This window comes from Bacillus sp. FDAARGOS_235 (assembly GCF_002073415.2).
Classification (GTDB): Bacteria; Bacillota; Bacilli; order Bacillales; family Bacillaceae_G; genus Bacillus_A; species Bacillus_A toyonensis.
Genome location: NZ_CP020437.2, coordinates 437,101 through 451,880, shown reverse-complemented (window position 1 = coordinate 451,880; position 14,780 = coordinate 437,101). Strand labels below are relative to the sequence as shown.

The 14,780-nt window shown below is 35.5% G+C and carries 19 protein-coding genes; 16 read left to right on the top strand and 3 right to left on the bottom strand.

Annotated elements, in window-relative coordinates; all coding sequences use genetic code 11:
* Window positions 1-130: 130 nt before the first annotated feature.
* Together A6J74_RS04015 and A6J74_RS04010 are read left to right on the top strand one after the other, a co-directional pair.
* Complete coding sequence (locus A6J74_RS04015) at window positions 131-1,228, top strand: YheC/YheD family endospore coat-associated protein (protein WP_001028915.1); 1,098 nt, start codon at window positions 131-133, stop codon at window positions 1,226-1,228.
* Window positions 1,229-1,499: 271 nt separating this feature from the next.
* Window positions 1,500-2,030, top strand: coding sequence for a hypothetical protein (locus A6J74_RS04010; protein ID WP_000429651.1), 531 nt, complete (start codon window positions 1,500-1,502; stop codon window positions 2,028-2,030).
* A gap of 412 nt (window positions 2,031-2,442) precedes the next feature.
* Here the strand turns inward: A6J74_RS04010 and A6J74_RS04005 are convergent, their stop codons facing one another.
* Window positions 2,443-2,748, bottom strand: coding sequence for a WGxxGxxG family protein (locus tag A6J74_RS04005; protein ID WP_000728142.1), 306 nt, complete (start codon window positions 2,746-2,748; stop codon window positions 2,443-2,445).
* A gap of 642 nt (window positions 2,749-3,390) precedes the next feature.
* On the opposite strand from A6J74_RS04005, the gene A6J74_RS29940 reads away from it, so the two are divergent.
* The 8 genes from A6J74_RS29940 to A6J74_RS03970 all read left to right on the top strand — a co-directional run bounded on the left by A6J74_RS29940 (window position 3,391) and on the right by A6J74_RS03970 (window position 6,113).
* Window positions 3,391-3,558, top strand: a complete 168-nt coding sequence (locus A6J74_RS29940) for a hypothetical protein (RefSeq protein WP_001293570.1) — start codon at window positions 3,391-3,393, stop codon at window positions 3,556-3,558.
* A gap of 62 nt (window positions 3,559-3,620) precedes the next feature.
* On the top strand, window positions 3,621-3,893 hold the full coding sequence (locus A6J74_RS04000; protein ID WP_000368154.1) for a hypothetical protein: 273 nt from the start codon (window positions 3,621-3,623) through the stop codon (window positions 3,891-3,893).
* Window positions 3,872-4,522, top strand: coding sequence for a P-loop NTPase family protein (locus tag A6J74_RS03995; protein ID WP_002050290.1), 651 nt, complete (start codon window positions 3,872-3,874; stop codon window positions 4,520-4,522). The genes A6J74_RS04000 and A6J74_RS03995 overlap by 22 nt, the downstream gene beginning before the upstream one ends.
* 15 nt (window positions 4,523-4,537) lie before the next feature.
* Window positions 4,538-4,732 carry a hypothetical protein gene (locus A6J74_RS03990; RefSeq protein WP_000332432.1) on the top strand — a complete coding sequence of 65 codons (195 nt, stop codon included), beginning with the start codon at window positions 4,538-4,540 and terminating at the stop codon, window positions 4,730-4,732.
* 26 nt (window positions 4,733-4,758) lie between these two features.
* Window positions 4,759-4,932, top strand: coding sequence for a DUF3954 domain-containing protein (locus A6J74_RS03985; RefSeq protein ID WP_000761511.1), 174 nt, complete (start codon window positions 4,759-4,761; stop codon window positions 4,930-4,932).
* Between the two features lie 14 nt (window positions 4,933-4,946).
* Window positions 4,947-5,201, top strand: a complete 255-nt coding sequence (locus tag A6J74_RS03980) for a hypothetical protein (RefSeq protein ID WP_000811857.1) — start codon at window positions 4,947-4,949, stop codon at window positions 5,199-5,201.
* Window positions 5,202-5,213: 12 nt separating this feature from the next.
* Window positions 5,214-5,642: a hypothetical protein gene (locus A6J74_RS03975; RefSeq protein WP_000174365.1), complete on the top strand. Its 429-nt coding sequence runs from the start codon at window positions 5,214-5,216 to the stop codon at window positions 5,640-5,642.
* A 15-nt stretch (window positions 5,643-5,657) separates the two neighbouring features.
* Complete coding sequence (locus A6J74_RS03970; RefSeq protein ID WP_016091113.1) at window positions 5,658-6,113, top strand: nucleoside triphosphate pyrophosphohydrolase family protein; 456 nt, start codon at window positions 5,658-5,660, stop codon at window positions 6,111-6,113.
* Between the two features lie 331 nt (window positions 6,114-6,444).
* Here the strand turns inward: A6J74_RS03970 and A6J74_RS30300 are convergent, their stop codons facing one another.
* Together A6J74_RS30300 and A6J74_RS03955 are read right to left on the bottom strand one after the other, a co-directional pair.
* A complete protein-coding gene (locus A6J74_RS30300) occupies window positions 6,445-7,761 on the bottom strand; it encodes an exosporium leader peptide-containing protein (protein WP_080609398.1) in 1,317 nt (438 codons plus the stop codon).
* Between the two features lie 392 nt (window positions 7,762-8,153).
* Window positions 8,154-8,873 (bottom strand): hypothetical protein, encoded by a 720-nt coding sequence (locus A6J74_RS03955; protein ID WP_080609395.1) that lies wholly within the window; start codon window positions 8,871-8,873, stop codon window positions 8,154-8,156.
* A gap of 780 nt (window positions 8,874-9,653) precedes the next feature.
* Here A6J74_RS03955 and A6J74_RS03950 point away from each other — a divergent pair.
* From A6J74_RS03950 to A6J74_RS03925, 6 genes are all read left to right on the top strand, one after another.
* Window positions 9,654-10,115 carry a nucleoside 2-deoxyribosyltransferase gene (locus A6J74_RS03950; protein ID WP_000358207.1) on the top strand — a complete coding sequence of 154 codons (462 nt, stop codon included), beginning with the start codon at window positions 9,654-9,656 and terminating at the stop codon, window positions 10,113-10,115.
* A 169-nt stretch (window positions 10,116-10,284) separates the two neighbouring features.
* Window positions 10,285-10,482, top strand: a complete 198-nt coding sequence (locus A6J74_RS03945) for a hypothetical protein (protein WP_000901425.1) — start codon at window positions 10,285-10,287, stop codon at window positions 10,480-10,482.
* 116 nt (window positions 10,483-10,598) lie between these two features.
* Window positions 10,599-10,769, top strand: a complete 171-nt coding sequence (locus A6J74_RS29935) for a hypothetical protein (RefSeq protein ID WP_000862383.1) — start codon at window positions 10,599-10,601, stop codon at window positions 10,767-10,769.
* A 27-nt stretch (window positions 10,770-10,796) separates the two neighbouring features.
* Entirely contained in the window at window positions 10,797-11,279 is a 483-nt protein-coding gene (locus A6J74_RS03935; RefSeq protein ID WP_000166153.1) for an ArpU family phage packaging/lysis transcriptional regulator, read from the top strand.
* The gene (locus A6J74_RS03930; RefSeq protein WP_001012111.1) at window positions 11,279-11,821 is read left to right on the top strand and encodes a site-specific integrase; all 543 of its coding nucleotides are present in this window, start codon (window positions 11,279-11,281) and stop codon (window positions 11,819-11,821) included. Before A6J74_RS03935 ends, A6J74_RS03930 begins: the two co-directional genes overlap by 1 nt.
* A 330-nt stretch (window positions 11,822-12,151) precedes the next feature.
* The gene (locus tag A6J74_RS03925; protein ID WP_001188942.1) at window positions 12,152-14,116 is read left to right on the top strand and encodes a M6 family metalloprotease domain-containing protein; all 1,965 of its coding nucleotides are present in this window, start codon (window positions 12,152-12,154) and stop codon (window positions 14,114-14,116) included.
* The last annotated feature ends 664 nt before the right edge of the window (window positions 14,117-14,780 follow it).

The following is a 14,780-nucleotide window of genomic DNA, read 5'->3' as shown; positions in this document are numbered from 1 at the left end:
TTTATGTCACCTTAACCTTTATCATTTATCATTTTATAAAACCTCAGGTTTATTATTTCTATAGGTAGAATATTAAAATGAGGTTAAGCTTGTTCCGGATTTTTCGAAAAATGGTTGAATGAGGGAGAACATGAATATATATATAATGAATTTGATATTTGTTTTGAAAAAGATTTTTAGAAAGAAGGGAAGAAGAACTAACATGACTATAATTGGTATGCTTCATCATCGGAAAGATCCGAATGACGTAAAGAAAGCATATACTTACGCTGCTGTAGCTAAAGCTGAAGGTGTGGATTTTTTTTATTTCACTTTAGGGAAAGTAAATTTAGAAACGAAGAAGATTTTAGGTAAAACTTATGAAAATGGTAAATGGATTGAAAAAGAATTTTCTTTTCCAGATGTTATTTATAATGCAAGTGTTCATATTAGTGATAAAACTCAGCAAATCTATGATTATCTGCATGACAAAGTTCCTTTTACAAGTCATTCAATTGGAAATAAATTAAGTGTATATAACAGAATAAATAGAGCAAAAAAATTTAAGCAATATCTTATTCCTTTTTATGAATTAAATGATGTTAATAAGTTTTTTGACTTGATTAATTGTTATGAAAAAATTATTATTAAACCTATTTCTGGACATCAAGGTAGTGGTATTGTTTTCATTGAAAAAAATGGAATAGATTACAGTATGAATGAGTCAGAACAAATTTCAACTATTAATAAAAAACAATTACGGAGCTTTATATTGGATAAAATTCAAGAGCAAGGATACATAGTTCAGCAGTTTATCTCATGTCAAATGAAATCTGGTCATGTTTATGATTTTCGATTGCATGTTCAAAGAAATGGGGAAGGTAGGTGGGTTGTTACTTCTATATTCCCGAGAATAGGTCCATTAGGAAGTATTGTATCAAATATGGCTAAGGGTGGTTATAGTACTTATTTAGATGTTTTTTTAAAATCGGAGTTTGATAACGATTGGTATAATATTAAAAGGTATTTAGAACGATTCGCAGTAACTTTTTCTAACCATTTTAATTCTTTATTTAGGGATGTATTATTTGATGAGCTAGGAATTGACGTAGGGATTGATAAAGATCAAAAATTGTGGTTATTTGAGGTGAATTGGAGACCAGGGGTACCTAATATATTTAATCTTGAATTAGATGTAGCTAGAAATTTAATTCACTACGCTAGATATTTGGCTGATAGATCTAAATAAGAAAAGGAAAGTAGAAAAATAAAATGAAACCTTTATATACCAATGTTTCTACTAATCTCTCTTTCTATATCTCCTGTAAGATTATTCTCTATGCATCCCGAAATTTGGCGGATGTTGGACTGTCGTCAAGTCGACGTACCTCAAATGAGCAAAATACCGGAATCTGATAATACATCCTTCATTGTGAGCGGGGGCACATATTTATAAAAAAATACGCTTGTCCAATCCATTATCATTCTCCAGTCATTTAATATTACAAAGGGGGGAGAACATGGAAAACAATGAAGAAATCACGTTTCGATTTGTAAAAAAAGATGGAGAAGAAATTAATTTGGGAAATCTTGCTGGTAAACGAAAAATTGTCATTGTCATTAATAATCAGATAACATTTGCACCAAATACAACACAAATTGCCAGTGGGGCCGGACAAAATAGTGCAGCAGGAAGTAATGCAGCAATAGATTCATCGAATACCCGACAGCAACAAACGGTGGGCGCGGGAGGCGAAGCCATAAATAAGGGAATTAGTGGGGACCAGATTGAGCCGCATAAAATGAAAAAAGAAACTTCGAATGAAGAGGAAGAATTTGTAATTGTCATCAATAATCAAATTAATAAAACCCGTAAGGAACAGGCTAGTGCTACTCAAGTGGCAAGTGGTGGTGGAGATGACAGTGCAGCTGGAACCAACGCTGCTATCGAAAGTTCTAATACTAAACAGCAACATGCAGTAGGAGGAGGAACGGATAGTTCGGCAGTAAATGCAGGCGAAGAAGGCGACCAAATAGAAAAATGCGATTAAAAAAAAGAAGCTGTAGTTATTTTACAGCTTCTTTTTTTTTAAGGAAATACAAGTTTTAGATAGGAGATGAACAAGATTATTGCTTCATAGTTACCCATGTTTATCGTACTGTGTAACTCAAAAAGGTAAGTGATATGAAACAATGAATAATAAGGGCTATAGCATTTGGCTTAGTTACACACAATATAAGATATGGGTAAGTGAAGAAACGGCATAAAAAGAAGCGTAGTTCGTCAAATGGAAGTAATGCTCCATTACCATCAAGTTAAGAAATTCATTGTATCCGTTTTTATGTAATTGTTATTGATTTTAAAAAATAAAAAATCGCTTTATTAAAGGCGATTCATAATGTATTCATTTTGCATTCTTTTGATAAATAAATATCTTTTAAAATTAAATACAATGTTCTACATTAACGTGTTTCTGGATCTTTGTCTTTTTTTCTAAGACCAAATAATCCTAGTAGTCCCAATAAACCAAGCCAAGTCCAATTATTATTTTTATTACGATTATCATTTAAATCATTTGTCGTATTTACATTTCGAGTTCTCACATCATTATTAACTCTATTTGTGTTATAGTCATTAACTCGAGTTGTAATATTATTATCGTTAACTCTATTCGTATTATATCCATCGTATTCAGCATGGACGCTTGTACCAAAAACCGTAATAGTTAGTAAAAGGGCACCTAAAATAGATGAAAGTTTTTTCTTCATGATTTTCCCTCCTTTCGTATTTAATAATGTCTCCAGTTCCTTTAGACAATATTCGGTTGAAAATATATAAAACCATGTACATGTTCTACAATCAGATCAAGCATAATACCTAAATAAATTTCAATCGATTCTTTATGGCTGTTGTATTAAAGTAGTCTAGGGAAATAAAGGTTATTAGCGAATTAAAATAAGTGGCAGATTCATGACTGCTTTTTGGCAGTAAATGTGCCGGTTGTTTTGAAATCAAAGTGATATATTTGTATTGTGAGAAATGATGGAAAACATTGCTCGCAAAATTCCTTATAACTGAAAATGGATCGTCATAACCGGTGGCGATGGGTGTAGATTGGATGAACAGTTGTTTCTTGTTTTCACATTCAATTGCAATTCACGTTGTGTAAACGGAGAAGGTCTTTTGCTCTTCTTCCAGGGACTTAATAATGTTTGTGTAGATAAATGTAAACAACATTAGGTGGTTGGAAGAAGAATAAAACTTCATTTACCGGATTTATAGTTATAAAATTATGATGAAAGGGAAGTTGGTGCACAGTTGCCCCTTCATAATGAAAAAATAGTATATTACCTTTCTTAATGTACATATTAAGTAAAGTGTTTAATATCACACATAAAAGGCGGGGTAATATGAGTGAAAATAAGAAGAATGAAGAATTGAATAAGATAAAGAAGTATTATTTTAATGAGGATAATCAGCCGGTAGCTGGTATAGAGTTAACTTTGCCGCCTGATATAGGAAGCTTGTTAGACCCGAAATCAGTTAATGATGAAAGTAAAGATATTGATAATGAATAAGTTTAATTTAAGCATCCATTCGGGTGCTTTTTATTATGTAAAAAGATAAGGGGTGAGGGTAGATGGATAACGATTTACAAAATAAGATTGATGTACTCGGTCTTCAAGCTGTGGATGAAGCAGCTTATAACAAAGATCTAAAACCTCACGAGGAAACATACAAGCGAGCGAAGATAGATATTAATCGTTTTGAAAATTACAAACTGTATGATGGGGTACACATGCTCTATTCTATTGAATATATCGAACGAACTCCAATAGAAGAGTTATTAAATCCCATAAGGCTAATGCTCACTATAAAAAGATTAATCGCTTGCAGAAATTTAACATACTAGAAAAAACTAGTGTTATTACAAATGAAAAAATCCCTCTTTCAAGATTATCAGATTACAGAATCGGATGTGATGAAACGAATAGTCATAAGAAAACTGTAGAAGAAATTTTGGAAGATTTAAAGAATGGGGAAACAAGAAAAGCTGTATTTACAGGAAATCAAGGGACGGGAAAAAGATTCCTAGCATACAGTATGCTTCATGAATTAAATCAATATTTCTGGGATATCAGTCAGGAAGAAGAAAACTATCATCTTATGAAAAGTTGTCTATATGTTGAATTAGAAACAATAACAAGGTTGATTATGGATTCTTTCGATGATAAGAGCGGCAAATATACTCTTCAATATTTTGTTCAATTAATTGGACAAGCTGATTTTGTTGTATTAGATGATCTTGGTGCAGAAAGCGGGTTAACTGATTCGAATAGACAGGCATCGGATTTCATTCAACGTCTTTTATATGCAGTATCAAATACTAGACAAGGAATGAGTACATTTACCACTACAAACTTTACTGGAAAACAACTTTTTAATAAATATGATGCTAAAACAGTTAGTCGTTTATTAGGTGATTCAGAGGTTTTGAAATTCACAACAGCTGATCAAAGGCTTGCAAATTTAGGTTTCTAATAAGGAGGAATAAACATGTGTGCAATATGTAATGGTACAGGAATTATTCGTAAAGAAACTTATCCAGGTGTAATTGAAACAAACGGTTGTAAGTGTGAAGTAGCAAAGCAACAACAAGAGGAAAACCAAAAGCGCTGGGAAGCATGGTTAATAAAATTCGAGCTAATGAAACAAGAGTTACAACGTAATCAACATCAAAAAGTTAGCTAACAAGAAAAAAGGAGGATTTCAGTCGTATGAAGCTTGCGAAAATTGAAATTGATGTTACGGATAATAAAATTTATGTAGTTAAAAATGGAGAGGTTACTCCGCTGAATCCTCCAGCAACAGGATTCGGAGAACAAGTAATTACTTGGCAAGGCGGAAAAGTTGATCGTGTATCAACTACAATCACAGAAAAAATCAAATAACTGGGGATGCGATTATGAAGCAATTAACAATTGATGATGTTATAGGCAGTTTTAACTATAGCGCGATAAGTACCAGTGAAAAGTTTTTGAATCCAAGCTATGAAGTGCATTTCTATGATAAAGAGGAACGGCAAAAGATGGATTGCTTTGATGCTAGGAGTGAAGCTGAAGCTTGGAATGCAACGTTAGAAGAGCATGGTAAAGGTATTCAGAAGATTAGGGTAATTCATTCGAATCGTAACAGAGCTGAATTTTTGGCACTAGATTAGGAGGGGGAACAAATGACCTTAAATCGCTGGTTAACTAATGAAGAATATGAAGTAGCTAAATCTAATGGTATTAGTAGAAGAGCTCTTTACATGAGAGTTTACACATATGGATGGGAATTACAAGAAGCGTTAACAATACCGCCAAGAGCATACTGGCATTTTGGCGAAGGGAAATTCAACAAGTTATTAATAGTAGCGAAAGAAAACGGAATTATTCCTAGTACGTTTTATGGGAGAGTCAATAGCGGATGGAATCCACAAGAAGCAGCGACTATTCCTGTTCGTAAACAAAATGATAGAAAAGATTGGGCTAAGATAGCTCAAGAAAATGGAATTAGTGCTAGTACTTTTAGATCAAGAGTAGCAACTTACGGATGGGATCCAATGAAAGCAGCTACAACACCAGCTAGGAATAAAAAAGCAAAGAAAAATATTAGTTAAAGGGAGTAGATGGAAATGAAAGTAATGGAAAATGGTGTATATGCAACAACTAAATTAGTTAGTGAATCAAAGGGAGGACAAGCTGTAATGAATATCAATCAAATCTGTGAATTAGATCAATATCAGGAAGCAACATTACGTACATGGAATGCAAATAATGATTTCGGTGGACGTGTTTTAAATGCAGCATTAGGGCTTACGGGAGAAGCTGGTGAGGTTGCTGATATCGTAAAAAAAGCTATATTTCATGGTCATGGATTTGATCCGGCTCATTGTCCAGAAGAAGAGAACGGGAATACTCATAAATTAGCTTTAGAGTTGGGAGACATCTTGTATTACATTGCAATCATGTCTCACGAAATGGGATATACCTTAGAAGATATTGCACAAATGAACATTTCTAAACTGGAAAAAAGATATCCAAATGGTTTTAGCAGGGAAGCTAGTCAAAAACGTATTGATGTGAAGTAAGATCAAATTTGAATTTTGTAGAAAAAAAGCACTATTAGAATAGTGCCCAACTTCAATTCACAGGAGTATTATGAGGAAACTTACGTAAGTAGCTTAAGTTTCTCTGTAATAATTATGAATCTGTGATTCGAAAAATGATTATCTTTTAAAGGGAATTTAAGGGGTATTGGTATATGTTGAAATCTTTGTTGAAAATGTCTTTAACTAATATGATAGTTTCGGCATTGTAAAAACTATCATATTAATGGGAATTAATTAAAGAATACTGTATGTCAGATTGTTGCTAATGTTATCCATCCAATTGTAAGGATAATATATTTTAAGATTTTCATTATGGTAATAATGCGCCACTAAAAAAATTACTACTACCTACAGTTAAAGTTCCGCTTTCTGCTGCAGAAAATTGTATATCTATTGTTTGGCCAGCTAATAAATCAATAATAGTTGTAATTTCAAGTTGAGGTGTACCACCAGTAGTAATTGTTCCTGTTTGGCTAGCAACTGATACTAAATTTTTTCTTATAGTTATTCTTAGAGTAGAAGTCGTACCTAAGGTTGGATTAAATCCTATACTGGCACTGAATAAATAGACCCCATTTATAGGAGCTGTAAATGTATTCGTTACTGAAGAATACCCTCCACCATTATTAAATATTATACTACCATACGATACTTGAATATCTGCAGGAGGAGTAAAAGGCTGTGCAACATTTTTTTCTGCACGAAAATTAATGTTAAATGTGGATCCGGTAGGTCCAGTGATGCCGGTAGGTCCAGTGATGCCGGTAGGTCCAGTGATGCCGGTAGGTCCAGTGTCGCCAGTAGGTCCAGTGATGCCGGTAGGTCCAGTGTCGCCAGTAGGTCCAGTGATGCCGGTAGGTCCAGTGTCGCCGGTAGGTCCAGTAATACCGGTAGGTCCAGTGTCGCCAGTAGGTCCAGTGATGCCGGTAGGTCCAGTAATACCGGTAGGTCCAATGTCGCCAGTAGGTCCAGTGATACCAGTAGGTCCAGTGTCGCCAGTAGGTCCAGTGATGCCGGTAGGTCCAGTGTCGCCGGTAGGTCCAGTAATACCGGTAGGTCCAGTGTCGCCAGTAGGTCCAGTGATGCCGGTAGGTCCAGTAATACCGGTAGGTCCAATGTCGCCAGTAGGTCCAGTGATACCAGTAGGTCCAATGTCGCCAGTAGGTCCAGTGATACCGGTAGGTCCAATGTCGCCAGTAGGTCCAGTGATACCGGTAGGCCCAGTGTCGCCGGTAGGTCCAGTAATACCGGTAGGTCCAGTGTCGCCAATAGGTCCAGTGATACCGGTAGGTCCAGTGTCGCCAGTAGGTCCAGTGATACCGGTAGGTCCAGTGTCGCCAATAGGTCCAGTGATACCGGTAGGTCCAGTGTCGCCAGTAGGTCCAGTGATACCGGTAGGTCCAGTGTCGCCAGTAGGCCCAGTGTCACCAGTAGGTCCGGTAATGCCAGTAGGCCCCGTATTACCAGTAGGTCCCGTGACACCAGTCGGCAGAGTAAATGATGGGATTGGTGGGAATGTAGGTCCGACTAGGTCTGGAGAAATCAATATTTCAGATTTTATTTTAGGCGAATTAAATCTGTCTCTCCTAGATATACGTGATCGATTGAATTTATCTTTTCTAGTCATATGTATATCATCCCTTCTTAGAATATCTGATAATACCCAATAGATGCATGATATGAATTGGGTGTGATTATATTCTGAGATAATAAGAACAAATTTTTCTAATCTAATTTTAAAACTCAGAACTAAACAAAAGCGTTATTTTACAGGAAAAGAACAGCTAGCAAAAGCTAACTGCTCAATAGTTTCATATTTTACGCAGGGATGAAATAGTGAATCTAATGTAGTATAGCTTATATAAAGGTGAATATCATTCGTATGTTGATCATAAAGGGATACGTTCAATATATGGGCGCATATGGTGATTTTCTAATATGAAAAGAGAGCCAGGGGGCCCTTCTTTAATAGTTATTGGATTCGCTAGAAAAACGAAAAGCTTCAGATATATTAATGCATTAAAAATTTTGTGAACATGAAGTGCAAGGTCCACCAGTAGGTTGGAATACAACATTATCAACAAAAGCTGTTGCGCCTTCTCCACCCGTAGCTAAGTTTTGGAAACTAATACATGCTGTAGTTACATCAGCAGGTATACACACAACAAGGGTATAATGTTGGAAGCCAGCTTGTTGTTGATTTGCAACAGGTACAATGTGCGGAATGTTTAATGGTCCAAGTGTTGTAGGGTTAGGAGGACATCCTTGACCAAGTTCTGGAAACGATACAGAAGCAACAAGGAGTGCTCCATCTCTTATATCCCCAGCAAAAGAAAGGGTAAAGCAACAACCTTCGCCCACATCAACAGATTGGGTCATAATTCCTCCAGGTCCAATAGAAACAGCTAAAGCACTCAAGGATCCATTTGGAAGAAAACGACCGCTGTGCGCATTTGGAAATCCTACTTCTGAAACATTTCCCGTTACAATCCATCCTGGAACTGGAGTACCTGGTGTTGCAGGTTCATCAAATCCAGGGTTATCAAGAACATTCGTACATGGGCAACATGCCGTAGCAGCTGGTCCCGTAGGTCCCGTAGGTCCTGTAACTCCTGTAGCCCCGGTAGGTCCAGTCGGCCCGGTAGGTCCAGTCGGCCCTGTTGGTCCAACTTGAGGTGGGGGTACAGGGGGGAGAAAACACTCACATGGAATATGAAATTTCTTTTTAAATTCACTCATTTTTACACCATCCTTATCATTCACCCACTTACACACTACAACTTATGAATTGGTTAACAAACAAGTATAAGAAAAAGGCCCTTGAAAATTAAAATAAATAAAAAAATAAGCCCTTATGTCACAAATATAAACCCATTCCATAATATATAAGGAACATGGGTTCACTTCAAAAAGCTATTAATATATATATATAAGGGAGTCCGCTTCCTAAATCAATATCGTTGAACCTGTTGCTCCTGTTGCTTCTGTTGGTAAAGTGAATGACGAAGAATAGATATGAGAGTTGAATCGATTAAACTTGATTCAACAGCAACTCCATGTAAAACAATATTTTTTTCATTCATACCTTTACCTTCTATGATTGCTCGCCATAGGAGGTAAAGGTTGCAAAAAGCAAATCACGAAGTCGGAATGTAATTATATGGAAGTTTAAAGATTGTTAAGGGGAATTAAAGAATGTATCGAAGTGAATGGAAAATGCAAGAAGAATTATACGATCATAGTAGTTAGATAATATACGATGGTGAATGGGTTGAAGTGGACAAGCAGTTTTATTTTATAAATTAAATAAAAATTTCATTTTATTAAGTTGGAACATAAAAAGAGCACTTAGTAAAGTGCCCTCTTGACGAGACCCATTTTATAACGACTATTTTATAAAGAACGGAACTTTAAGTTTTATTCAAGGGATAGATATTCATAATTTTTAAGTAAACGATAATATCTATGTAATGCACTGAATATTTAAAGTTTATAAGAGCGAAAGGAGGTATAGGTGGTATGGATAAAAAGGATACCAGGGTGGTTAGGGTATTTATAGCAAGTCCATTTTTTAATGATGAACAACTTAACAGGGTAAAGAGGCTAGAAAGAGCCCTTAGTAGCAATCCTTTTGTTGCAGATATTTTTTCAGCTAGGTTTTATCAACATGAACATTTAACTTTTGGATTTACGGAGTGGAGAACTGTAGTTTTTCATAATGATTTAAAATATTTAAGAAGAGCGGATGTAGTAGTGGCAATTCATGATTTTGTGAATGGATGTGTAGATAGTGGCACGGCTTTTGAACTTGGTTACGCATATGCATTCCAAAAGCCTATTATTTTGATAAAAGAAAAAGAAAGTATACCTAATCTTATGTTAATTGAAAGCTTACATGCCTATCTGGCAAATGTAGAAGATATTGTGACGTATGACTTCATTAATATGCCACGTATTCCATATAAAGGGCCGCTGGAGTGAGTTTTTCCAGTCTCTTAGATGTATTAAGAGACTGGAAAGACTCAACAAAATAATCCTTTTGTTTAAAGAAAAACAAGCTACCACGTTACATTGATTGGACATCTTTTCTAAGTTATTCTTAAGAGGATGGGAATAGAAAGATTATCTTCGAGAGGAAAGGGATTAATTTATGTTAGGAAATTGGTTGGATAAATTAAAAGAACCTAAATGTATACATAGATATAAACTTATTAAAAGTCAAGACAGTGAAGATTTTAAAACCGGTAAGATGGGGATAGTTAGTTATTATAAATGTGAAAAGTGTGGGAAAGAGAAGGAAATCAGCAAATATACTAATGATGTTAATAGTGACTATTGGGATATTTAAGATAAAAATCGAATAAAGTCCGGCTAGAAAACTAGAGGACACCAATTCATTAAAGCAGCAATTAAAGCTGTTTTAGGAATAGGTGTCCTTTTTATTTTGAAAAGGGAGATGGGGAAATGAAGGTATTTAAGGATCAGCTACGTGAGTGGAAAAAGCAATCAAAACCAGCAAAGAAGAAAGGCAAGAAAAAGCGAAAAGAGAAATTTAGTACTCATGAAATTGAGGATTTGATGGGGATGCATAGACCTTGTTATGAACGGAGACGTGGAGCTTTAAGACAAAAATAATTAAAAAATAAAAAGGAGTGGTCTTACATGACTAAACAATTATCTTTCTTACCAAAAATTGATAGAGCAGCAACGCAAGAGAAATTAGAAGGTGTTCTTGAAAGTGTGCGTATATATAGACAGCTCGTAATGATTCGTAAAGAAATGAAAGTCATTCCTTCTTATGAAATGAGAGAACACGGTCCAACTTATACAGTAGGGAAGCCTTTAGAGGATGTAGCAATCGCTAATTTACAACAAAGTGAGCATGAAGAGTGGTTGGAGTTAATGTCATTCCGTATTAATCAGTTTTTAAGTCGCTTAGGTAATAGTTATGCAGGAAAGATTCAGAGAGACATTATAAATAAGCGTTATTTAGACGAAGAAGCCGTATGTGATTATATGGTTTATAACGAAATTGGAATGGCTGAACGTACATATCGCCGTTGGAAGTCCAGGGCATTTTATAATTTAGCTTTTGCTCTTAGATTAGAAGTTTATGAAACTGAAGGAACTGGAGGGAATGAATAATGAACTTCGTTCAACCAATACGTGATCCAGAAGAAATACAGCAACTAAAAGAGTATTTTAAGGAAAAGAGCTTACGTAATTACATCCTCTTCATTATAGGTATTAATACTGGCCTGAGAATCTCTGATATTTTGAAACTGAGGGTAGGAGATGTCAAAGGTAGTCATATATCTATGAGAGAAAAGAAAACAGGGAAACAGAAACGAATACAAATTACTGCAGCACTGAAAAGAGAACTTAAATGGTTTATTGAGGTAAGGAAAGATAATGAGTACCTATTGCAAAGTAGACAAGGTAGGAATCGTCCAATTGGTCGTAGTATGGCATATAAGATATTAAGCGGAGCAGCGGCGGAGTTTGGATTAGATGAAATAGGAACACATACGTTGAGAAAAACCTACGGGTATCACATGTACATGCAAACGAAAAACATAGCATTGCTCATGGAGATATTTAATCACTCGTCAGAGAAGGTCACGTTACGTTATATAGGTGTAAATCAAGATGCAATGGATAAGGCAATGACTAGGTTTAAAATTTAATCATTGGTTTTTCTTTTGCGCTAGTTTAAAACCTTAGTCTAATTGCGATTGGATTACCATATCAAAAAAATGAATGTTACGTTAAGACACATTTTAGACAGAAAATCATTAGTTCTCTGAAGGACTACCATTATCAATCTTGTTTTATTGGATAATCTTGAGAAAATATTTATCTGGATAAAAAATTAACATTTTTTCAATTTCCTGTAATTATAATTAAAGGTATTCTGTTAGTGTTATACAAATGTATCTTTCAATCTATTCCATGTATGAATCTAGTCTGGCTATCAACAGAATATTCCACACACAATTGAAAAAGGGGGAAAGTTTATGCAAAGAATTTTAAAATTCCTGATCATGTCCGTTTTTTCTTTGATTTGTGTTTTGTATGTTCAAACGAACGCTTTTGCCGCACCAGCATACGAGGGAGTTGTCAAAATGAAGCAGCCGTCAGGCGAAACTTTTGAAGGCTCGTTACATGGAGATGAATGGTTCCACTGGGTAAGTACAAAGGATGGCGACATACTTTTACAAGATCAGAAGGGATATTGGAATTACGCTGAGCTTACATCAGATGAACTGAAATCAACGGGTACAAAATATAAAATCGATAAGAAGCCTTCAATGGCGGTAAATGAGGACAATTTGAATAAATGGATAAAAAAATACAACCCTCAAGCAAAGAAAAAACAGGAGCACATGAATAAGTTACAAAAAGAATCACCAAAAAATATTGATGGAACTGTCACTCCAGTTGTAGGAACCAAAAAATTACTTGTTTTGTTAATTGGGTTTACAGATGTTGATATTGCATATAACGATAACGACTGGAGTAACAAATTCTTTTCTACAAATCAAAAGTCAGTTAAGAATTACTATAATGAAGTAAGTAACGGAAAAGTACAGATAACTCCAGCTCCTGAAACATATGGTACTCAAAATGATGGAGTAGTTAAAGTGAAATTAGATTACGCTCATCCGAGTACATCGGGAAAAAGTATGGGTACGGTTATAACAGATGCACTGGCTAAAGCTGATTCTCAAGTGAATTTTGCTAGTCTTGATACTAATAATGATCAAGTCATTGACTCTAAAGATGGCTTCTACATTGTAAGTTTTCTTGCTGGTAATGAACAGGCTGCTCCTGGTGCCCCACTTCCTTATATTTGGGCACATCAGTCGTATGCTCCCAATACAAATCACGATGGTGTTACTGTATCAGGCATGTATACGGCGCAGGGTGAAAAACAATATGGTCATATGGCAACGATTGGTATCCCTGCGCACGAGTTAGGTCATTCCTTTGGTCTTCCAGATCTATATGGTGATAATAATCGTGTGGGTAGCCTAAGTATAATGGGTAATGGATCTTGGAATAATCTTCAAGGAGAAGATTATGGAGCTACACCCGGTCATATGGATGCTTGGTCAAAAGTAAAATTAGGATTTGTAACACCAAATGTAGTAAATACCACTAATAACTTTACTCTAAATGCGATTCCAAATAACTATAATGTGTTAAAGATTCCTTTAAAGGATAATACGTATTTTTTAGTTGAGAATCGCGCAAAGGTTGGGTATGATGCGAGCTTACCAACAAATTCTGGTGGTATTGCGGTTTGGCATATTGATGAATCCATGAATAATAATTCCAGTGATCCTCATCCCTTCATTGATATAGAGCAATCAGTCAGTGAATACCAAGACCCGTTCTATTACACGAATCAAAATCATGCTGCTTCCTTTGGTCCAGACACCAATCCGAATAGTAATACCTATACGGGAGAAAAATCAGGAGTAACGATTACAACTACAAGTACAAGTAATTCTGCTATGAATGTAGCAGTCACAACAAAAGAAGCTAGTTTAATTCCGCAAACAAACTGGACACTAAAATATGTAGATAGCTATAATTGGTACAATTTAGGTACGTATGCCTTTGATGGAAACAAAGACACATTTTGGCATACAAACTGGAGCCCCGTAGCTCCAATGCCGCACGAGATTCAAATTGATTTAGGTGCAACTTATAACCTCTCCAAATTCAGCTACTTGCCAAGGCAAGACGGCCAAATTAACGGAACGATTAAGGACTATGAGTTTTACGTCAGTAGTGATGGAGTAAACTGGGGAACAGCGGTATCCATAGGTGCTTTTGCAAACAATACTAACTTGAAAGAGGTCAGCTTTGCAAACAAGACAGGTCGTTATATTAAACTACGTGCATTAAGCGAGGTAAACAACAATCCATGGACAAGTGCCGCTGAAATTAATGTATTTGGAGTGGTTCAATAATATATTTGTGAGGTTATCTAATTAAATCATTGATACGCTAGTTCAAAAGGTTATCATCTGCTGAGGGTTCGCTCAGCATTTGATAACCTTTTTGTTCTATACTAGCCAATATGCAAAAGAAAAATATGGATTGATAAAATTCATATTTTTAGCTTGATAGCAATGTGGTGGTATTCCTTACAGTTACTCATAAATTTTGTACTATGTAACTCAAAAAAGAAAGGATTATAAATTTAATGATACCAAGGGATTCAGCGAAGGGGGCAGTTACACACAATATAAGATATGGATAAGTCAGTTGAAGTGTTATAATAAGATTTATTGATATAAAATATTTAAAGAGGAGGATGGTCATGGGATATACTCGTGAGCAGTGGGAAGAGCGAAGTAGTCATAGAACAGATCTAAGTGCTTTTTTAGTTCATTTAACAAAAGGTATATATGATGAAAACGGAGGGCAATTAAAAACAGCAAGTCAGGTTCTTGGTGAAATATTGACTTCTAAGAAGTTATTGGGAAGTACAACGCAGTCGGGGTATATAATTGGAGATAATAAAGCAGTATGTTTTCAGGACATGCCGTTACATAGTGTATGTCAAAATATATTGTTCGAACAGGAGCGAACAAAGGACAGGTCTCAAATGAGGTACACTGCAGTCGGTAT